The sequence below is a fragment of the Aquimarina sp. genome, assembly GCF_977115655.1.
Map to the genome: position 1 here is coordinate 49,077 of NZ_CDSBKO010000025.1, position 23,577 is coordinate 72,653.

The window sequence follows — 23,577 nt, forward strand, 5'->3', positions numbered from 1 at the left end:
AAACTTAACTTATGAAGAAACGGTTAATTTTCCTGTTCCTTACAATATCACTAATAGTACAGAGTTTGCACTCACAAACTTTTCCTGTTACATTAGTACCGCAAGTTACACCTCCTGCACCTATTTATTTTTCTTCATACGCAAATGCAAGTTCTATAAATAGCCCTTTAAGACTTCAGATTATTTTAAATGACTTATCACAAGCAAATCGAGAAATTAAACTAAAAACTTATTTTGAAGGCAATGGCATCTCTTTTCAAAGTAAAGATGTTGTTATTGGAGGGGCTACTTTATTTATAGAAGGAGGTATACCATTAACTCTAACAAATACAGAGCTCTCCCCATATTTTAGTTATGAAAATATAACCGGAATCCCCCCTGCCACTTATGGACAGATAATTCCAGAAGGATCCTACCAATTCTGTTTTGAAGTTTATGATGTTCTTACAGGAGCAAGAATATCACAAAAAACATGCGCATCTACATTTATATTCCAAAACGAACCTCCATTATTAATTGCCCCAAACAATCAAATAGATGTAACCGAACAAAATCCATTAAATCTATTATTTCAATGGACTCCAAGGCATATTAATGTAAGTAATGTACAATATGAGCTAAGCATTGTAGAGATATGGGATCAAACCATAAATCCTCAAGCTGCATTTTTAGCATCTCCTCCAGTATTTCAAACCACTACAACAAATACATCCTATTTATACGGTCCTGCAAACCCTTTATTTTTGTCCAACAAACGATATGCATGGCGTGTAAAAGCAAAAGCTCTAAATGGCGCAGAAGAGATCGGCTTATTCAAAAACAATGGATACAGTGAAATTTATTGGTTTAATTATACCTCTCCTTGTGATACCCCGGATACTGTAAGGCACGAAGTAAAAGGAGCCCAACAAGTAAATGTTTTATGGGATGATTTTACTACCGATGTCCCGGAATTTGTAGTACGGTATCGTGAAAAAGGAAATAACAATGAATGGTTTACATCCAGAACAAGCAGTAACTGGCTTACTATATGGGATCTTCGTCCAGGAACTACTTATGAGTATCAGGTACTTAAAAAATGTCTTATTTCTGAAAGTGAGTATTCTATTTCACAAACATTTACAACGCTGGAAGAAAGTGATGAAACCAGCCTTATCGACTGTGGTATCTCTCCAGATATGAATATCGAGAATATGGAACCGTTGGAACAACTCTTTCTGGGAGATATCTTTAAAGCAGGGGATTTTCCTGTTAAAGTAACCGAAACCAATGGTAGTAATGGTCGTTTCTCTGGTAAGGGATATGTAACCTTTCCTTATTTTAACAGCATTAAAGTTGCCGTGCACTTTACCAATGTTTTTATAAATAACCAAAAACAACTTGCAGAAGGTATGGTTATGACAGTATATGACCCAAAATGGGGTAATATTCTGGATGTAGACGAAGTAATTGATGCAGGAGAAGACATTGTCGATGTATTTACTGGTGGAGATAACGATATCATTACGCTTACTTATGATATAGAAACTAGTGACATTAGCATTATTGATGGTCAAATCGTGATTACCAAACCCGATGGCACTAAGGATAACCGTGATTATGACGAAGGAGACACCTATACCATTACCGATGCTAGTGGAGATAAATGGACTATAGACAAAGAAGGTAATATTACCCAAACAGGCAAAGGAGATCCATCCCCTCCTCTAACCTCTGCTAACGCTGATGGCATACAATCTGGCACTCATGCCGGTACTATAGAGGATCCCTATGTAGATACAATCATCAATGATGCGGTTAAAGTAGCTTTTAGAGAACATAAGGAAAATGAAGCAGAGACTCGTTTTGCTCTGGATCAGGTAAATAATAGTTTTGAAACCTCTACCTATAGCAAAATAAAAACTTCTGATGGTAAGGACTACTACCCTCCTCATAAGGCAGCAGTACAAGGAGAGGATGATGTTTTTTATGCAGACATCGAGATAAGTGATTCTAACATAAATATAGACAGCCTCATCATAAAAACGGTTAAAAATTCTGCAATAAAACACGAACGATTAGCAGGAACAAATACCTATAAAATTACCGTATCTGGCATAAATCCATACCAAAATGAAGAGTGTGTGATTACTTATTTGGATAGTGCCGACAAAAAATACAAGATTGCAGCAAGTTTCTTTATCCATCATATTAGAAAACAAAAAGAAATCCCTGTACAGGTAGTTACCGTAAATGGTGGTAAAAACATTCCAGATTTTGAAACAGAACTAAATAAAATATACAGTCGCGCTGGTGGAAATTTTAAAGTAAAACCTAATGTTATAGATATTACTGTAGCTCAGAACTCTTGGGATGAAAACAACAATAATATTATCGATTATGACGGAAGCGGTATTTTATCAGACTATCCAACAGAACTAAAAAATATCTACAAAGAATTCAAAAAACAATATCCGGGATATGACTCACAACAGTATTTTGTTTTAGTACTAAGTAATGAATTTACCGTTTCTAAACCGCTAAGTGGTTTTATGCCCAAAACCAGACAATGGGGATTTTTGTTTGAAAAACATATAGGTAGTGGACTAGAAAAGAAAGATTCTGCGCTTAAAGTTGCTGCGCATGAGTTAGGACATGGTGTATTTACCTTAGAACATCCATTTGGTGAGAATCTGGATAATACCGGCAAAGCCAGTACCTGGTTAATGGATTATGGGGATGGTACAGAACTGGGATACCCCAACTGGGCCACGATGAGTGATTCTGGTTTAAAACTCTTCTTGTTTCAGGAGGATAGTGGTGGGGAAAATTATTCCACGCGAGGATACTTTAAAGATTTACAGTTTGGTCAAAATGAAGATTCTAATAAAACCTTTACTTTTTTAACACCAAGTAAGGAGATACTTGTATTACCTAATAATGTATCCAATGTAACCAAATTTTATGGTTACTATGGAAATAGTCTATTTGATGATTTGTCCAAATTCAATCAATTTATGACTGTTGTTCCAGGAACGATCGCAAAATTTACCATTGAGGATAAAACATATAAAGCAAGAATAATTGAACTTGGAGAAAATGAATATTCTTTGAAAGAATATAGTACAGATAATGGTGAAGTCTATAAATTATCTGATTATAATATTGAATTAAATGAAAAAAATAGTTCCAAAGCTATAATATTTGGAGTTCATGAAAGTGATAAATATTCTTACCATGCTCTAATTATTAACGGAAATTATTCACATTTTTCTGAAAATTCCAGAATAGTCCCAGTAAAAGATTTTATAGTACAAATAGATGCAGAAACTCGAACTAAATCTTTAGACATTCAATATTCAGGATCACAATATTCGATTACCAATGAAGCTGTTAATTGGGTATTTGCTGAAGCCAATTATTCTAATTCTGATAAAACTTTTCTACTTAGAAACAAAATTCTTGAGATTAAATCTCTATACCCCAGATTATTAGATGAAATCTCATCTCAATTCGGAAATTGGAATAGGCAAAATCTATGCAGTGGTGGAGGTAAATTTGAATTACTTCTAAGGCAAGAATATTGTTACTCTCAGACAAATCAAAAAGAAGGAACTACATCTTATTCCATCAAAACTGATGCTAATATTCCTGATTCAGCTGAAAAATGGTTAATCAAATTCTATGATTATCTAAAAATTAATATAAACAATGAAGCTAATAATATTGCTTCCTCTCTTCTGGATTATAATACAATTCCAGGAAAAATTGAGGAGGATGACTCTCAAGATATTGCCTACGTAATTAATATAGCTTCACAAAATGACATTGCTGAACTACACTCTGAAACCATACTAAAAATCATTTCAAAATTTGTTAATGAAACTTTTACACCAGAAAGTAATAGCGCCAAGTATGATCTTGAAGGAGCAATCATAAAGTTAATCCAATATGCTAATAGAAATATCAACAAACCTATCCTAGAAGGCATTGAAGGAACAAATGTATTTGATCCTGATAAAGTCTTAAGCGAACAAATTTTCTATGCCGTTGATGATGCATTTTTATTCTTTGGTTCTGACAACAGAAATCTTTTGATTAGAGAACTCACTAAGAAAATGTTTGATGCTGAGGAACTTTATGACTCAAGATTATCTGATGCTATAAAGGATATTGAAAACAGATCATTTGTTTTCGAATATACAAATGTTGTAGGTAGAGCTCTAGTAGAAATAGGCAATATCACTTCAGAAACTTTAACCTATCGATTTATAGATGCTCCTCTTTCTGATTATTACCAAACGGAAACGATAAATAGAAATTTCATCACAGATAAAAATGATTCTAATTTTGGTAAAATAAAATTAACGCAGCTTACCCAATCTGGATTTAGAAATGTAACAATAGACGACAAAACCAAATTTAAAGTCGATTATAGTAATGAGGAATATTTTAAACCATTTGACTTAATATTTCTTACTAATAAATCAAACTTAACCAGTGTAAAATCTTTTGAGAGTGGTGTCGGTTTTGATCGAAAAAATTATCCAATACCCGCAATTGCTGTAGCTTATGTATCTCAATCTGGAGAAAATCAAACGACAGCTGATGCCATTTTCACAGTTATAGACGTAGCGAGTTTAGCGGTATCAGGAGGTGCACTAAATATTGCAACTAACCTAACCAGAGCCAAAAGAATTTTCTACACGGCTGATGTCATAAGTAGTATGGCTTCTATAGGAGCTACATCCGTGAGTGATAATGCTGAATTGAATGAACTTAAAAACATTCTGCAAATAACATCCACACTTTCTGGTATCGTAAGTCTGGGTGAAAACGTTTCTAACATCAATTTTAAAAATCTACTGATTAAAGCTAAAAATAAAGTAGATGAAGCAGAAGAGATAGCGTCTGATATACGAAAACTTTCACAGAACATAAACCAACTGAGCAATGATCAATTAGGTGTTTTTGTAAGTAGTTATGAAAAAGTTACTGATGATTATATTGGATATGCAATTAAGGATTTACAAGATGCGAAACATGCTAATGATGCTGAGGCTGTAAAGCAAATTAAGCAAGCCTTAACAAAAGTATTAGACGCTAAATCTGAAATTTTACAGATTAACGTTAAAGCAGAACAACTCTTGAGTGACGCGAGGAGGGTTGAGGAAGTAGTTACCTCTGATATTTCAAATATTGCTTCATCCAAAGGTGGCATAATGGAAGGTCTAGAGTTCAGGTTGAAAACAAAAAGTTCATTGGTAAGAAAACTTTTTGTTGATGGAGTAAATACACCAATGAATGATGTCCTTCGCTATACGACCACCTTTGAAGCAGAATCTTTTACTGATGGAGTTTTTGATGTAATGAAAGCTTTACAACAAAAAGGATATGAAATTGTTAATGTCAAAAATACATTTGAAGGTGGAGCAGTGTATAAAGGCATAAATACCAATCTACGCGAACCTTCAGGTCAAGTATTCGAGCTTCAATTTCATACACCAAAGAGTTTAGATGTCAAACAAACTATAAACCATCCGCTATATGAAGAGTATAGAATTTTAGATCCGACCACACCTAGAGCTCAAGAATTATTTCAAGAGATGGTTCAGAATTCTAGCAAGATTCCGGAGCCAGGAAATGTTCAAAACATTATTTATGAAAGCTTAAAACTTTCAGGTAGTCATCTGGATTTGTTAAATAAGCTAGAAGAATCTAGTTTATCAGTTTTAAAGAATAATATAGACGATTTAGATGAAAGTTTTAAAACTGAATTCTTTCAGGACTTTTCTGGAGCATCAAAAGACAAACTTCAAAAATTACAGGATGAAAACCTTTTGTCAGCTTGGAAAGAAAATCTAAGAAGTGATAATTTAGATGAACTTTTAATTTCGAAAACCAATTCAGTATTAAGAGAGGAATATGCAGCAAAAGTAGAAGCTTTAGCAGATAAAAAGATAGAGTTATTGAATGAAGGAAAAAGTATTGAAGAAGTGGCTAAGATTCTACAGGAAATGAGAAGATCTTTAACTATAGAGTATAAAGATTACACTCCATCAGATTTCTTAGAGTGGATATTTAAAAGAAATGAAATTACGTATACCCAAACTGGAAAAGGTGACAAGTGGGGTGCCACATATGAAGGTTTGGTAAAGACTAATGCAAAGAAAAAATTTGGTATTGATGACCTAAATTTATTGAATCAGTCTCAATGGAATGAAATAAATGAAAGCATTGCTAAGTCATCTTCATTCAATTTTGGAGGAACCAAAAAGGAATTAGGAACAAACTTTTATGATTTTTTTACCGACAAAGTATCTTCATCAGAACTCCAGGAATTAGAAAAAATCTTAATAAAATATAGAATGAGATAATGTTAAAAAGATTTTACTCAAATTTAGGTATCGACCTTATGCCCACCGAAAAAACTCAAAGTATTTCTATTGAGAATGAAGAATTAATTTCTGAAAGTAAAAAACATAATATTGTTGGTGAATATGAAGTCATTAATGGTTCTATCTATTCTATATTTACTTATAATAAATCAAATTATCTTTTTCTTAAAGACCAATCCTTATTGATAGATGAGTCAATCAATATTAAATATCAAGTAAACTATAATTATGATGAATTAAGCTACTTTGAAATATTTAAAAATGATGTTCTTTTAATACGAGAGGAATACAAAAACGAAAGAGAACCTTTAATTGACCCTTTTGGGTACGAACCAGATTGGGAGCACATTAATTTTTCCTATCACTTATATTCGTATGTTAAACGAGTTAAGGATAACCCTGCAATAAATTTGTTTCCTAAAAACAATGAATCGAAATTAATAAAATGTATAGAAGGAGATAATTTATTAGATTATTATTTCTATATACATAAATTCAATAATAAAGATATTGTTATTAGGGTAATTGCAGGAAAATCTGTTTATGACAATATTTCTAGCTTGGAATCCTTTGAAAACGGAGATTGGAAAAAACAAACCCCTGTTATTAAATCATTCATGAACCATTATGCTACAGGGTGGATACATGAAAAGGATAAAATAAATCCAAAAATAGTAGAAGAAATAGTAGTTCTCTGCACTCCCTATAAAGTTATAAAAGCAAGGGATTATGCCGTAAAAAAACATAATTCTCAACGTTATGGAAGCTATCCCTATGAAGTTCATCTGACAAATGTGGTTTCCATATTATTACACTTTGGGGCTCAGTTACAAAAAAACACTGATTTGTTTTCAGCAGCTTGGTTACACGATGTTATAGAAGATACGGATGCAGATAAAGCCTGGATCACTTCAAATTGTGGAGAAGATGTCAGAGAAATTGTGGAACTCGTTAGCAACATAAAAAATCCTTCAAAAACTAAGCTAGAAAACAAAGAAATAACTTTTGAAAACATAGCTACAAATCAAAATGCAATAATTGTGAAACTAGCTGATCGCATAGCCAATGTTGAGTTCAGTCTTTTGCATGGCAACATAGAGATGATAAAAAAATATAAAGATGAACAATCTTTAATTAGAGATCTAATTTCTCATAAAATAGAGACCACGATAGGAAAAAGACTATTTCTTCACCTCGAAGAAATTATTAATTCTAATGATTCAGAATGAAACCTAAATTAATTATGAAAAACCACTACTTACATATCCCCTCGCTAGCGCGAGCGTCTCGCTCGTGCAGGCAAGAGAGTAAGAAGATAAGATAGAAGTTAAAAAAGAAAAGAATTATAAAACAATGAGCAGAAAATACAAATTCCATAATCCATCAGCAGCTTATTTCATAAGCTTCGCTACGGTGTATTGGATGGATGTGTTTACGCGTCAGGAATACTTTTCTGTATTAGCGAACAGCTTAGAATATTGTAGAAAAGAAAAAGGAATGGAAATCTATGCGTATTGTTTTATGCCTAGCCACGCACATTTACTTTTTAGAGCGGCAAATGAAAACCCTTCAGACCTAATTAGGGATTTTAAAGGGTTTACCGCAAAAAAGCTCATAAGGACGATTGAGGAACACCCACAAGAGAGTAGAAAAGAATGGCTTCTATGGATGATGAAAAAAGCAGGAAAAAAGAATAGTAATGTAACCAAATATCAATTTTGGCAACAACATAACAAACCGATTGAATTATGGACAGATAAAGTCATACAACAAAAGATCGATTACATTCACAACAACCCCGCTCCGCAAAGTCTCCCGACTTCGCGGAATAACCAAAACGAAAAGTTAAAATGAAACATAAAAAAGTAAAATAAAAAGAAAACAGCTCTCATAGTCAGGGACTTTGCATAGCAATAAAAATATATGAAAGAAGGATACATCATAAGAGATCAAAGCAAAGCTCATTTTATCACAGCCACTGTGGTAGATTGGGTAGATGTATTTACCAGGCAAATATATTGTGATGTAATTATAGATTGTTTAGATTATTGTATTAAAAACAAGGGAATGGTCTTGTTCGGGTATGTTATCATGAGTAATCATATACATATGATCGTTCAATCAGAAAAAGATCAGTTATCAGATTTGGTACGAGATTTTAAAAAGTTTACAGCAAAAAATATTTTATCTAAAATACAAACAGAGCCAGAAAGCAGAAGAGAATGGATGTTAGAACGTTTTGCTCTGGCTACAAAAACACATAATCGAAATAAAAACTATCAGTTTTGGCAATATGGTAATCATGCCGAGGAGATTTATTCACATAAATTTATGTGGTCAAAACTAGATTATATTCATTTAAACCCGATTCGATCTGGCATTGTTAGAAAAAGTAGTGAATATAAATATTCTAGTGCAAGTAATTATAGTGAGGAGATAGATAGTGTATTACCTGTGACTTTGATATCGAATCCTGTTGTAGATGTTTTACAACCATCTACGATTTTAAAATATATAAAATAATAATGAATGTAGCTAACAATACGATATCTGCAAATGTATTCTTCCGCGAAGTCGGGAGACTTTGCGGAGCAGACTATCAGTTCTGGCAATATGGTAATCATGCCGAGGAGATTTATTCACATAAATTTATGTGGTTAAAACTAGATTATATTCATTTAAATCCTGTTCGATCTGGCATTGTTAGAAAAAGTAGTGAATATAAATATTCTAGTGCAAGTAATTATAGTGAGGAGATAGATAGTGTATTACCTGTGACTTTGATATCGAATCCTGTTGTAGATGTTTTACAACCATCTACGATTTTAAAATATATAAAATAATAATGAATGTAGCTAACAATACGATATCTGCAAATGTATTCTTCCGCGAAGTCGGGAGACTTTGCGGAGCAGGAGCCAGAAAGCAGAAGAGAATGGATGTTAGAACGTTTTGCTCTGGCTACAAAAACACATAATCGAAATAAAAACTATCAGTTTTGGCAATATGGTAATCATGCCGAGGAGATTTATTCACATAAATTTATGTGGTCAAAACTAGATTATATTCATTTAAACCCGATTCGATCTGGCATTGTTAGAAAAAGTAGTGAATATAAATATTCTAGTGCAAGTAATTATAGTGAGGAGATAGATAGTGTATTACCTGTGACTTTGATATCGAATCCTGTTGTAGATGTTTTACAACCATCTACGATTTTAAAATATATAAAATAATAATGAATGTAGCTAACAATACGATATCTGCAAATGTATTCTTCCGCGAAGTCAGGAGACTTTGCGGAGCAGGAGCAATAATAAAAAAAACATGAAAGATATAGAGTATATCATAAAATTTGGATTACTTTTTTTAGTCCCCTTACTATTGGTTTTTCAGGTAGGGCCTCATTTTATTACTATACAAGAAGAAGAAGAATTAAGACTTGTCGAGTATGAAAGTATTGAAGAGATAGAAATAAAAACATTAATTCCAGAAGGAGTAATAATAAAAACATTAATTCCAGAAGAGCATAAGAATTATGATAATATAAAAATAATTTTACGTTTATCAGATAACAAGAAAAAAGATGAGGTATTTAGAATAGTGGATGTGAATAAAAAACATATAAAATTCTTTGATTTTTTAAGACAAGAAAAGTTGATTACAGAACAACCCATAATTAAGCAAATTCCTTTATGTATCCCAGCAGAAAAATTATCTCATATAAAAGTACGAATGGGTAGGGGTAAACTTATACTAAATGATGAATATGTGATAGGTGAACCGATTTCTCTTTTTTTTATTATACTAAGTGTACTATTTGGTATAGTTATTATTTTATTGGGGATTTTAATTTTTATATCTGGTATTAAACTTTTATTTACCAATATTAAAATATATAGAAACACAGGAGAAGCCCCTGCTTTATGGAACCGCTTTGATAATAGTTATAGGGGCTGGAAATACATTTTAGGCGGTTTTAAAAAGGAAAAAAAAAGAAAATAGTCTCCACTCCAAAAAGTCTTCTGACTTAACGGAGCGAGATAAAAACGAAAGGTAAAAGAATAAATAAAAACACCGTTTGTAATATGATCCTTGATACAAAAAGGTAACAAATATAGCAAACACGACATAAATGAATATAAAAACGAATGATTAGAGTGGTAATGAAACTAAATAAGTATATAAAACCCTAGCTCCACAAAGTCTTACAACTTCGTAGAGTAAAAAAGAAAGAATAATAAAGTCAAACAATAAAGTGACTATTATATAAAAGCATAAAACACCAATACAATAGTAAACCAAAATCGAATGAAAAACCAATATCTACTCCTACTTTCCCTTCTATTATCCATAGTCGGTTTTTCCAATACAGGTAAAGATTCCCTATTGATCAAGAATAAGAAAACAACAACGTTGTTGCATGAAAACACGAAAGTAAATGAGCCAGATACCAAAGCACAAGAAAAACTAGCCGCTTTTAAAGCAAAGCGAGTAGCTAATGAAATAAGCAAAGCGTATGCCTTACGAAAATATGACACCAGACAATTTCGATCTTTCCCAGAGTTAGAATTAGATTCTACAAATGCTCCAAAAAAAGGATTCTTTAAAGGCATGGCAGAGTTTACCAAAGATTATATTAAAAAGATCTATAAACCTACCCCAAAAACCGATTCTCTGATGGGGAAAGCCAAAGAATTGTTTAAAGAGATAGAAAAACAAGAAAATTTCATTAATATCATTAGTGGTAAAGAATTACTTCAGTTTCCGGTAGGAATCAAAAAAAATGTATCCGAAAGTTCTTCCATTACTATAGGTATTGTAAAAGCTAAATTACATGCTAATTATGCCGAGGTAGATTTGTTTGCTAAACTTACTCTTGGAGAACTCAGTACAGAATTATTTTTTAGTGCCAGTAATGTAAAACTATCCCATCAGGGAGGAATTTATGGCGAAGCACAATTAAATCTTATAGGAGACTTTCCCGTAGGGCAAAGTGGCGGGCAATGGGCTATTACCTTTAAAGGAGGTTTAGAAAATGATGGATCTGCCACAAAACAAACTTATGTAAAAATAGACTGCACCGGTAAAGTAACAGAAATTGCTCTGGAAGCCGATGTACGTATTGCCAAAACGGTAGCAATCCCGTTAAACGAAAATGGTACTCAAAAATTTCCAGAAGAAACAACACCTCAGGATGGTAAAAAAATAACCAACAACGAAAGCTACGTAGGAGCTAATTTTAGTTTTGTAGCAGAATCCTTGCAAGACCTTCTTATCGAACTGGATTTACCTAAGTTTGAACTAACATCCTTACCTGGTTGGGCGTTCAAAATGCAAAATGTGGTACTGGATCTTAGTGATACCAAAAACTCTCCGTTGGTTACATTCCCCAAAATTTATGAGGAACAACAACTAATCCCAACAAATCAAAAAGAATTATGGAGAGGTTTTTATGGTGAAGAAGTGACTATTACCTTACCTCCTGAGTTTCAGATAACCAAATCCAAAGAACGCATTTCTTTTGGTGCTAAAGGATTACTTATTGATAATTTTGGGGTCTCTGGCAACTTTTTCGCTACCAATCTATTTAATATTAATGAAGGAAATGCTGGCAAATGGCAATACTCCTTAGATTCTCTAAATGTAGATCTTCAAGTCAATCATTTTATCAAAGCCGATTTTAATGGCAAAATAGTTCTACCAATTAGTCAGTCTGATAAAGATGGTAACGGAGAATTAGAATATAAAGGATTGATTACTGCCGATAACCATTATAGTGTTCGGGTAGAAGTGACTAAAGATGTCGATTTTAATATTTTTAAAGGCAAAGCAAAACTTTTTCCAGAGTCCTATATAAAAATGGAAGTCGAAAACGGAAAATTCTATCCCGAAGCTAACCTCACCGGGCTTATGGCTTTTAATAAAAAGCAGAAAAACTCTTTGAATTCTATATCCTCAAAAGACAAAGAGGTAAGTGATATAGAATCTTTAGAATTTGATGGGCTTGCTTTTCAAAATTTTAAAATACAGACCAAGGCGCGCCCCTATCTCTCTATAAAATATATGGGCTTTAAAGATACTATTGCATTACCAAAAATTGCCGGGTTTCAACTAGGGTTTTACGATATCAAAGCAAAAATATATGAAGATGACCGAGCAGAAATTGGGTTTAACAGTTTTCTAAATCTTGATAGATCTGGTATTAAAGGAGATGTCAAACTTCGTATTATAGGAAAATTAGATGATGGAGATTATCTAAAATGGAAATTTGATAAAATTGAAGTAGATGCTGTAAAAATAGATGTAAAACGAAAGAACTTTGAGTTCTATGGGGAGCTTAACTTCTTTAGAGAAGATCCCGTATATGGCAAAGGACTATCTGGAAAACTTAAATTATATGCAGAAAGTTTAAAAATAGAATTAGAAGCAAAGGGACTTTTTGGTCGTAAAGACGACTTTAGATATTGGTATGTGGATGCCTTTGGGAAACCTAATTCTAATAAAAGCAATAAAGCTTTGCAAATATTAGAGCTTGGTGGCGGTGTATACCATCACATGCGCAAAGCTGGTATGGAAGAAAAAGAAAGACATAGTATGTCGGGTATTAATTACCAACCAGATATAGATACAGAATTTGGGTTTAAAGCCATGGCTGCTTTCAAAGTCAAAAAATCAGCAACCTTTACCGGGTTATTTGCTATAGAAATGAGTTTTAACAGCCCTTCTGCAGGGGGTGGACTTAGCAGATTAGGATTTTACGGTGGTGCAGCACTTATGACAAATGATGGAGGTAGTGGCGGAGAAGATAGTGGTAGTTCTGCATTTGGTACTGTAGAAGGAATGCAGAAAAAACTAGCAGAAAAAGAGAAAACCTTACCTAATTTTAGCAGTATGTCTATTGATAAAGAAGGAATCAAGTATTTTTCTACCCATGTATTTCCAGATATATTAACAGGAAACGAAAAATTTGCAGCACAACTAGCGGTAGATTTGGATTTTAGAAATGACACGTATTGGGGAATGTTTGATGTATTTCTTAACCTTGGAACCATACGTGGTGCCGGTGAAAAAAACAGACTGGGGTATATCGAGTTTTATGACTCTCCTAATGATTGGTATATCTATATAGGTACACCAACCAAACGATTTGGGGTAGCAGGTATCCCTATTGGTCCTTTTGATGCCTCATTTGATCTGTATTTTATGGTAGGAACTATTCTGGAGCCGGCTGCACTACCTAAACCAGAAGTTATTGATATATTAAACCTAAGTGGGGATGAGCTTTTATTTGGCAGAAATTTTGAAAGCCAACTTGCACAAGGTACTGGATATGCATTTGGTGCCTACGTAGAAATAGGAAAAAGCTTTGATTGGGGAATCATATATGCATCGGTACGTGCAGGGGTTGGATTTGATATTATGATTAAGGATTTTGGAGATGCACATTGTAAAGGAAGACCTGGCCCAATAGGTATGGATGGGTGGTATGCTACAGGGCAACTTTATTCATTTTTGCAAGGTGAAATAGGCGCACAAATCAAGATTTTTGGAATGAAGAAAAAAGTGCCTATTCTTAAAGCTGGTATTGCAGTACTTGCTCAGGGACAGTTACCAAACCCTTGGTTTGTAAAAGGATATGCAGGAGTAAAAATAAGTGTATTGGGAGTAGTAACCATACAAGCAAGATTAAAAGTCATTATAGGAGAAGAATGTGAAATTGTAGGCCGGACAGGTATACAGGACGTGCAAATCATATCTGATATTTTACCCGAAGATAGTGCAGGAAACGTAGATGTTTTTGATGCTATACAAGTTGCTTTTAATGTACCTGTAGGAGAAATTGTAGAAATCAATGATGATATAGGTACCAGAAAATATAAAGTAGAGTTAAAAGAAATAACTGTAAAAGATGGTAGCATTGTATTGGCTGGTGAAAAAACATGGAATACAAAAAAAGATGTCTTAATCTTTGATACAGACGACATTTTACCCCCTGAAAAAGAAATTTCAGCCACAGTAAAAGTAGAATTTAGCGAATTTAAAGAAGGAGCTTGGACATCTGTTCTAAGTAATGGGCAACCTGTAATAGAACAAAAAACAGTAACCTTTACAACAGGAAAAGCTCCTACTCGAATCCCATATAAAAATATCGAATATATGTACCCTATTGTAGATCAACGATATGTTTTGCCAAAAGAAAGTAATACCGGCTATGTGCAATTAGAAAAAGGACAGGATTATTTATTTGGGACTCCTGGTTTTAAAGATGAGTTATTTTTTGTAGCAGAAAATGGACAAAATATGAAAGTAGAATTTTCGTACGACGCTACTGGTAACATCCTTACCTTTCCTTTACCAAAATTACCTAATACTACAGGAATATTATATAAATTAGTGACTTCAAAATTAGACTCTGGTAATAATGTAAATGTAGAACAAACATTTGCAAATGTAAACGAAGATGTATCCATATCCAATAATTCTCTTACTGGCACTACTACCAATGATGCTTCCTTAACCCGATTAGAATTTAACTTTACCACCAGTAAGTTTAATACTTTTAAAGAAAAAATGCGGGCAATGAATATTACCGACTATTATACTTTTATGGATGGATCATCTAATGCAGCGCAATTAGAACTACGAATTGCAAAATTTGAACCTTTTGATGTAAATGAAGTAGTTGGAACCAAATATACCCTGAACAAACCTCTTATGTCTGGGGTTGGAATGAAATCTGATTATTATTATGAAAAAGAAATTCACCCTTTACTCTATCAAAATTACCCTTTGGATACTGATATTCGGGTAAATAGAGATGAAACTATATTGGGAACACCCCCTATGAAAAACATCAAACCTTCTTTGACCTATAGTGAGTATGTACAAAACAATCCCGAGAATCCATATTTAAAAGAACGTTTCCCTTTTCGATGGAATCTTGCCGCAGCCTATAAACAGGATTATATACATCTGCAATATGTTATTGTAAATCGTTATTTGAATGCAAATCCTATAGATATGACTGCTTACGAAAGATATAAATATATCATAGATGGAATATTTCCTTATATAAATGTAGAAAAATATCAGGTAGAATTTCAATATACATTACCTAATAAAGATACAGGTAATACAATCAAGGTAGATTATAAAAATTATTTTTAATGACGCTAAAACATTATATCATATATAGTATAGTAGTTCTTTTCTGGGGAATGAATAATACCATAACCGCACAAGAAAAAGAAATCGAAACTCCTAAAAAAATAGTAGTTAAAGCTTTAGCAAAAGAAAATGCAATACTATTACGTTGGGCTGTAGACGATAAATATGCCTGGAAATATAGTAATCAATACGGCTTTATTGTAGAACGAGCAACAGTATTAAGAGACAGTAAACCACTTACAGTACCAGAAAAAGTAATCCTTTCTGGGGATACTATTCGCCCTAAACCTCCAAAAGAATGGGAAAGTTTTATTCAGGAAAATGATATGGCAGCCGTAGCAGCACAAGCTATTTATGGAGAAACGTTTCAAGTAAACAATAACGAAGAAAATCAATTATTGCAAGTTTTTTATGAAAGTGAAGAACTGGATCGCAGGTTTGGATTTTCCTTATTTGCTATAGATCAGGATTTCAAAGTAGCACAATATGCTGGATTGGGGTTTGTGGATACTACTGTTAAAGAAAATGAAAAATATCTCTACAATATAAAAAGTGCTATTCCTAAAGAAAAAATGTTAGTAGAATCATCAGGAGTATTTATAAGTACAAAAGATAAAGAAGAATTACCTAAACCTACTGATTTTTTTGGCTATTTCTATCAAAATGCTTTCGTATTGGTTTGGGAATATGATCAGCTCCTGCCCTACTATACGGCATATAATTTAGAGCGTTCTGAAGATGGAAAAGTTTTCGATAAAATTAATAATGTACCCATAACCAAACTGGCAGACACCCCGTATTCTGGAGTATCATATACTGATTCTATACCTCAATACGGTAAAAAATATTGGTATCGTATTACAGGTATTAACTATTTTAGTGAAACCAGCCCTCCATCCGACCCTGCCGAACTTATAGGGTTTAAAGAAATAAAAAGTGAGCCTTTATTTACTAATACCAATATACTCTCTGAAAACGAAGTCGCATTAGAATGGACATTTGCCGAAGAAGAATTATGGAAAGTTAGAAAATACGAATTATTAAGAGCTGAAACAGCAATAGGTCCTTATAAAACCGTAGTAGATAGTATAGCTCCGACACAGACAAAAATAAAGTATGGTCCTTTATCTGATATTAACTATTTTAAAATAAAAGCTTTTGGAAACAATCAGGATTATAAAGAATCCCCTCCAGCAATGGTACAACCTATAGACAGTATTCCTCCAAAAAAACCAACAGGATTAGAAGGGACTATAGACACTCTGGGTATAGTAACATTAAAGTGGTCCAAAAATACCGAGCTAGATCTAAAGGGATATGATATTCTAAGAGCTTACCGAAAAGATCAGGAATTTACTAAATTAAATAAAGCAAACCTGATCAAAGAAAATTTTATCGATAGTATAGACATGACTTCTTTTGATAAAGCTGTGTATTATCGATTAATCGCATTAGACAATAGATATAATGAATCCAAACCATCAGATACTTTGGTGCTACAAAAACCAGATAGAATACCACCAACATCTCCTGTATTTAAAACATACAAAATAAAGGAAGGCGCGGTAGATTTTACTTGGATTAATAGCTCTTCAGAAGATTGGGCAGCCACAATTCTTTATAGAAAAAAAGCTAATGATTCTATAACCCAGCCTTGGAAAAAAATATATGAAACCTCTATAGATTCTGTTACGCATTTTATAGATACAAAAGTAAATCCTGGTCAAAAATACCAATACACCTTAATCACAGTAGATCAGGGTGGTTTAGAAAGTGAGCCTACCCCTCCACTAACGATCAATATACCAGGTAAACTTTTACAACCCGGAATAAAAGGATTATACGCAACCGTAAATCGGGAACAAAAATTTATACAACTCACTTGGCGCTTTAAAGAAGAGAACGCTGTAGAAATACAAGTATATCGAAAAACAGACAAAACCCCTTTTACTCTATACCAACGACTAGATATACAAGATAACCGTTGGATAGATCAAAAAATAATCCCAAATACTACCTATACGTATGCATTTAAAGCTATTTTTATAGACGGAAGCATTAGTGAATGGGAAGAAATTGAAGTAAAGTATTAATATATCATAATGATGAAGAAAACAACATTACTATTATTTTTTTTAGGCTTTTTATCTTTTTATGCTAATAGCCAGTACAAATATAAAGTTGAAAACCGTTTTACCTATAATAGATCTGGTTTATCAACAGATTATTATATTTCATTTGGTTCAAATATTCCAACTAGTAGTGGAAATCTTTTTCAGTTTAAAGGGCCCCGTGAGTTTAAATTTAATGGGGTGTCTATACCAGCAATAGATGGTAAAACATATTTTTTTGAAAGTACTACCACTCGATCTCAAAAATTAACAGCCTATAGTGTTCATCTAAATCTTCCTGATCCTAACACACAATATTGTGTAGTTAAAAAAACATTCCCCTACACTTCTTCTTTTATAAATTTTATCAACTTCCCTGGTGAGACTTGCAGACCTGTAGAATTTGACTATGCCGCTTCTCTTCGAGTTACTTTCTTAGATAACTTAAACAATATTAACAATACATCTACCTTGTACTGCAGAGATGAATCATTACCTTTAAAAATTACTGATAGAGCAACAAATATTGCATATTCTTTAGAATATTCTTTAGGTGGAACTGTTTTTCAAGAATTATTACCTTATGGAGGAAAAACAACTCATCCAGATATAGATTTATCTACAATACCTAATATTGACAACGCTAATATTATTCGATTTAGAGTAAAATATGTTCAGAACGCTAGTAACCAGAACGATTATTCAGATATAATACAATATACACTTACAAATTGCTCTCCAGGATTAGTTGGTGATCCGCAACCTATTTCTCCTAGTTGTAGTAATAGTGATATTAGTGTAGATAATACCAATGGTAGTTTTACCGTTACTTTTGAGAGAGAATTAGATGCTGCTACCAATGAAAAAATGAACCTGCAAATATATCGGCAAATCAATGGTACTTATGATGGATATTCTTCTAAAGTGATAACAAAAACTGATTTTAGTGGTCGTTCCTATACATGGACTCCACGAGATCTTCCTGCAGGTACATACAAAGTTTTATGGCAGACCAAAAAAGGAGGGAGTGCTTTTGATACAAATCCGGATAAATACGACCAAAGTAACCCGTTTACTTTAACAGCTCCCCCAGCCTTATCCGTAACTGGGACAAAAACAGATGTATTATGTGTAGGAGGTAATGATGGAAACATAACCGTAGTTCCTTCTGGCGGAACACCGCCATATCAATACGCTATCAATGGAGGAAATCTTCAATCTGCTACTCTTTTTGAAAATTTAACCAAAGGAGATTATACGATAACTGTTCAAGACAATAAAGGATGTCAAACTACCAGTAGTGTTATAACGATTAACGAACGATTTCCTGATAAACCCAGGGTTATTCCTTTAATAATTAAAAACCCTACTCTTATCGATGGAAATAACGGGAGTATTTCTTTTTCTGTTTCTGGTGGATCTGGCAATTACACTAATTATACATGGACCAAAAATGGAAATCCTTTTACTCCTTCTGCAACATCTACCAATACTAATGTAAAAGATCTTTTTGAAGGAACCTATACTATTATAGTAACCGACAGTAATGGCTGTGTCTCAGACGCCGAAGAATTTATATTAATAGACCCGCTGCCTATAGAAATTACTATTCGAATGACACCAGATACCGTAGATTGTTCGTATACACAAGTCAATCTTATTGCAAGTGCCATAGAAGGGTATTTAGAACCTGATGGAGAATACTCTTATCTCTGGAACGATGGATCTACAAATGCTACACTAGCCAATGTAGGTATTGGGGATTATGAAGTAACAGTAACTGATGATGGAGGAAACAGTCAAAAAAAACAATTTAAGGTTCAAGGACCTAATCCTATTATAGTGACAAGTTCTGGTAAAAAAGAGCTTTCTTGTCGGGATGGTAGCGATGCTGGTATACAATTGGATATTCAGGGAGGAACGGGAGATTATGTAATTATTTGGGAGAATTTATTAGATCCTGATTTTAGTGCTTTTGGAAAAATCTTAGAAAACGCAGGCTTTGGATCCTATATATATCGGGTAACAGATGAAAAAGGTTGTTTTGTAACCAACTCAAGCCAACCTATCGAGTTTATAAACCCTCCTCTGTTTACTATAGATTTGGGAGAAGACCCTTTCTTTTGTGAGGGACAAATAGTTACTATCTCAGCAAAAATACAAGATCCTTTAGCAACGTATAACTGGACTTCTTCAACTGGATTTACCAGTACAGAACCTGTTATTAAAGTGGATCAGGAAGGAAAATATACAGCTACTGTAATTTCTGGTAAAGGATGTATTGCAGAAGACACTATTATGGTAACAGAAAATATTAAAGAAATCAAAGCTGAATTTTTATATGCAAGTCAGGTTTTTACCAACGAAAAAATGGTAATTATTGATGTTACCTATCCTATTCCCAATCAAATTGAATGGATACTTCCTGATGGAGCACAAATCATACAGCAAGATCAAGACCTTGTAGAGCTATCCTTTGAAACTCCGGGAACGTATGAAATCACACTGATCTCTAAATTAGGGGATTGTCAGGATACCTACACACAAAACATAGTCGTACTTCAGGGAGAAGAACTGGGTAATCCAAATGAAAATACACAAACTTTGTCTATAACAAACATTAGGCAATTTAGCGTATATCCAAATCCATCTAATGGGCAATTCTCTGTTAAAGTAGAACTCAAAGAACAAAAAGAAATTAGTATCAAGATATTCAATCTGGCAGACAATGTGTTGTTAGCAAAAGAAAAACATACCGGAAAAAAAGAATATGAAATACCATTCTCTATAAATGTAGCAGCAGGTGTATATGCAATAGTGCTAGAAACACCTTATGGAAATGCTATCCGTAAAATAGTCGTTAAATAAAAAATTGAAAATTACTTATACTGGTTATACTTTTAAAACCAAATGAGTACTAAAAGTATGCTAAAAATGTGACGTTGATTTTTTCTCATTTGAAATTGAATAGTTAAAAAACAGACTCAATTTCTATATGCACGATTTTAAAGTTAAAATAGTATAATAGGTTTTTATTATAAAAACAGAAATAATAAAAAAGTATTCTAGCGATAAAATCAAAAGGTAAATGCTATAATTTATATATAAAAAACAGGAGGCAAATAGCTTTCCTGTTTTTTACTATATTATATCTATTGTGTGATTTAAAATTGTTCTATTAAATAATTGATTAAATCTGTAGTCGTTACAATACCAACTAATTTATTATCATCGACCACTGGTAAAGCATGAAATTCTTTTTTAGATAATATTTCTGCAACTTCCTTAATTGTAGTATTAGAATTAACACTAACCAAATTTTTTGCCATTACTTGTTCAATCGTAAACATTTCATAAACTACAGTATCTACATCAGTTTCATTTTCATCAATAGCATCTGCAAAACTTATACGCAGCAAATCTGTGTAACTAAGCATTCCTATAATAGCATCACCACTTACCACCGGGATATGACGAATATTATATTTTTTAAATAGTTTTTCTGCTGTTTCTAAACCATTACTAGGGTTCAAAGTAATTACATCAGAGGTCATAATTTTGGAAACAGGTGTTCTTTTTTTCATCTTGTCTTCGTTTAAATTCTATAGTAAATATACCTTCCAAACCACTAAAAAATTATGACAAATATCAGTGCATATCTCCAAAAAACATTTCCCCCTTTTTATATCTGTACTATTTGTTACAGATACTCATTTATCCTAAATTTCAACAATCATTTAATCCATAACCTTAAGGTAGTAATTCCCTTAAAAAAAGAATCAATAACCTCGGAGCAAGCTCACGAGGTATGCTTCCTGAAATATATTTTGTTTTTGAGGCAAGCCTCAAAGAATTAAACTCCACAATGTGGATTAAACCATAAGGAATCATTGCTCCCTCCTATTCAATTGTTATTATTATCAAAAAAATGGAAGGTTTTATCTTTTAATAAGACTTTTTATATTCTTTATTCTATATATTTACTAGAGTTTTCAAATAGAACGAAATGACTAAAGAACGAGAGCGAATTATTGCACAAATCGAGGAACAAAAAAAGAATCCTAATCTTAAGCTTAAACTAAAAGAAAGAACAGAATATTTTACCAACCTACTCTTTTACACCTTATTTGACACAGATACCGAGGTTGCAAAAAACATAGATCTTCTGGAAAAAACATTTGAAGAGCTTATAGATCTTGCCTGTTGGGAAACAGAAAAACCTTGTCATAAATTATGGCAATCCTATTTAGAAAAACTACCCGAGATTTTAGAAAAATTAAACCTCGATGCGCAAGCTTTTATTAAAAGTGATCCTGCTGCCAACTCTATTGAAGAAATTTATATGGCATATCCGGGGTTTTATGCAATAGCAATATATAGGTTAAGCCATGAATTATTAAAAATTGGAGTGCCTTTAATCCCCAGATTAATGACCGAATACTCCCACCGATTAACCGGTACAGATATAAATCCGGGCGCAACTATTGGTAAATCTTTCTTTATAGACCATGCAACTGGTATTGTAATAGGAGAAACTGTAATTATAAAAGATAATGTAAAAATATACCAGGGTGTTACTCTTGGTGGATTATATGTAGACAGAAAACTACGCAATGTAAAACGCCACCCAACCGTAGAAAACAACGTTACTATATATGCCAATGCAACCATATTGGGCGGCAATACTGTTATAGGTGCAAACAGTACTATAGGTGGTAATGCATGGATTACAACATCTGTACCCGAAAACTCTATTATTTCTAATACCTCAGAAATCAAGATCAAAAAAGTAGTATAATAATGTCTCATAGTATTTTAGACCTAATCGGAAACACGCCTTTGATAAAGGCTTCTTCCTTAATCAACAATCCTAATATTACCCTGTATTTAAAATTAGAAGGACACAATCCCGGCGGAAGTGTTAAAGATCGTGCCGCATATAATATGATTAAATCTGCTCTGGATCGCGGAGATATAGATAAAAACACCAAGCTTATTGAAGCTACCAGTGGTAATACCGGGATTGCATTAGCTATGATAGCGGGGATATTTAAACTGGATATTGAGCTGGTAATGCCAGAAAATTCGACTAAAGAACGAGTACAAACCATGCGCGCTTATGGTGCTAAAGTTACACTTACCTCAAAAGATGTAGGTATCGAAGGTGCCAGGGATTATGCCGAAGCAAAAGTAAATAACGAGGGATATGTTATGCTAAACCAGTTTGCTAACGAGGATAACTGGCTTGCACATTATAAAACTACCGGACCCGAAATCTGGAGAGACACCAATGGTACCATTACCCATTTTGTATCGTCTATGGGGACTACAGGTACTATTATGGGAACATCTACCTATCTAAAAGAAAAATCTAAAGAAGTACAAATCGTTGGCGTACAACCAACCGATGACTCTAGTATACCAGGAATACGCAAATGGCCAAAAGAATATTTACCAAAAATATTTAACCCATCCAAAGTAGATCAGGTAATTGAAGTTAGCCAGGACGAAGCAACTAACATGGCTAAACGATTAGCTAAAGAAGAAGGTGTTTTTGCAGGTATGAGTAGCGGTGGATCTGTTACTGCTGCCCTTAAACTTGCCGAAACTCTGGATAGCGGTGTCCTTGTTGCTATTATTTGTGATCGCGGAGATCGATATCTGAGCTCTGATTTATTTGAAAATAAATTGACGAAAAGGTAGTCTGTATTCTTGGTCAATTCATTGGTTTCTTTGTACACGACAAAACTTTACGTGATATAGAAATAAGTTGATTTGTCATTCCGTTGCAGAACGGAATCCATTATTAATGATCTGGATCCCAGTCTGCACTGGGATGACAAAGCCTGCACTGGGATGACAAAGTCTGCACTGGGATGAACTGTGCTTAAAAACAAATATTTGGTTGATAATTTTCT

At 33.3% G+C, this 23,577-nt stretch carries 13 protein-coding genes; 12 read left to right on the top strand and 1 reads right to left on the bottom strand.

Annotation, left to right across the window (positions count from 1 at the left end; genetic code table 11):
* The first annotated feature begins 11 nt into the window (after nucleotides 1-11).
* From ACZIYX_RS12175 to ACZIYX_RS12220, 10 genes are all read left to right on the top strand, one after another.
* Entirely contained in the window at nucleotides 12-6,356 is a 6,345-nt protein-coding gene (locus ACZIYX_RS12175; RefSeq protein WP_462682520.1) for a fibronectin type III domain-containing protein, read from the top strand.
* Nucleotides 6,357-6,394: 38 nt separating this feature from the next.
* A complete protein-coding gene (locus tag ACZIYX_RS12180; RefSeq protein WP_462682521.1) occupies nucleotides 6,395-7,606 on the top strand; it encodes an HD domain-containing protein in 1,212 nt (403 codons plus the stop codon).
* 124 nt (nucleotides 7,607-7,730) lie between these two features.
* Nucleotides 7,731-8,231 (top strand): transposase, encoded by a 501-nt coding sequence (locus ACZIYX_RS12185; protein ID WP_462682522.1) that lies wholly within the window; start codon nucleotides 7,731-7,733, stop codon nucleotides 8,229-8,231.
* A 69-nt stretch (nucleotides 8,232-8,300) separates the two neighbouring features.
* The gene (locus ACZIYX_RS12190; RefSeq protein WP_462682523.1) at nucleotides 8,301-8,900 is read left to right on the top strand and encodes an REP-associated tyrosine transposase; all 600 of its coding nucleotides are present in this window, start codon (nucleotides 8,301-8,303) and stop codon (nucleotides 8,898-8,900) included.
* A 2-nt stretch (nucleotides 8,901-8,902) separates the two neighbouring features.
* Nucleotides 8,903-9,220: a transposase gene (locus ACZIYX_RS12195; protein ID WP_462682524.1), complete on the top strand. Its 318-nt coding sequence runs from the start codon at nucleotides 8,903-8,905 to the stop codon at nucleotides 9,218-9,220.
* Nucleotides 9,221-9,253: 33 nt separating this feature from the next.
* Nucleotides 9,254-9,613 (top strand): transposase, encoded by a 360-nt coding sequence (locus ACZIYX_RS12200; protein WP_462682525.1) that lies wholly within the window; start codon nucleotides 9,254-9,256, stop codon nucleotides 9,611-9,613.
* Between the two features lie 91 nt (nucleotides 9,614-9,704).
* Nucleotides 9,705-10,382 carry a hypothetical protein gene (locus ACZIYX_RS12205; RefSeq protein ID WP_462682526.1) on the top strand — a complete coding sequence of 226 codons (678 nt, stop codon included), beginning with the start codon at nucleotides 9,705-9,707 and terminating at the stop codon, nucleotides 10,380-10,382.
* A gap of 306 nt (nucleotides 10,383-10,688) precedes the next feature.
* Nucleotides 10,689-15,548 (top strand): hypothetical protein, encoded by a 4,860-nt coding sequence (locus tag ACZIYX_RS12210; protein ID WP_462682527.1) that lies wholly within the window; start codon nucleotides 10,689-10,691, stop codon nucleotides 15,546-15,548.
* The gene (locus ACZIYX_RS12215; protein WP_462682528.1) at nucleotides 15,548-17,641 is read left to right on the top strand and encodes a fibronectin type III domain-containing protein; all 2,094 of its coding nucleotides are present in this window, start codon (nucleotides 15,548-15,550) and stop codon (nucleotides 17,639-17,641) included. Before ACZIYX_RS12210 ends, ACZIYX_RS12215 begins: the two co-directional genes overlap by 1 nt.
* 9 nt (nucleotides 17,642-17,650) lie before the next feature.
* Nucleotides 17,651-20,527: a T9SS type A sorting domain-containing protein gene (locus ACZIYX_RS12220; RefSeq protein ID WP_462682529.1), complete on the top strand. Its 2,877-nt coding sequence runs from the start codon at nucleotides 17,651-17,653 to the stop codon at nucleotides 20,525-20,527.
* Between the two features lie 296 nt (nucleotides 20,528-20,823).
* Here ACZIYX_RS12220 and ACZIYX_RS12225 read toward each other — a convergent pair whose 3' ends face one another.
* Entirely contained in the window at nucleotides 20,824-21,243 is a 420-nt protein-coding gene (locus ACZIYX_RS12225; RefSeq protein WP_462682530.1) for a CBS domain-containing protein, read from the bottom strand.
* 422 nt (nucleotides 21,244-21,665) lie between these two features.
* On the opposite strand from ACZIYX_RS12225, the gene epsC reads away from it, so the two are divergent.
* Together epsC and cysM are read left to right on the top strand one after the other, a co-directional pair.
* Nucleotides 21,666-22,457 carry a serine O-acetyltransferase EpsC gene (gene epsC / locus ACZIYX_RS12230; RefSeq protein ID WP_462682531.1) on the top strand — a complete coding sequence of 264 codons (792 nt, stop codon included), beginning with the start codon at nucleotides 21,666-21,668 and terminating at the stop codon, nucleotides 22,455-22,457.
* 2 nt (nucleotides 22,458-22,459) lie between these two features.
* Nucleotides 22,460-23,362 (top strand): cysteine synthase CysM, encoded by a 903-nt coding sequence (gene cysM, locus ACZIYX_RS12235; protein WP_462682532.1) that lies wholly within the window; start codon nucleotides 22,460-22,462, stop codon nucleotides 23,360-23,362.
* The last annotated feature ends 215 nt before the right edge of the window (nucleotides 23,363-23,577 follow it).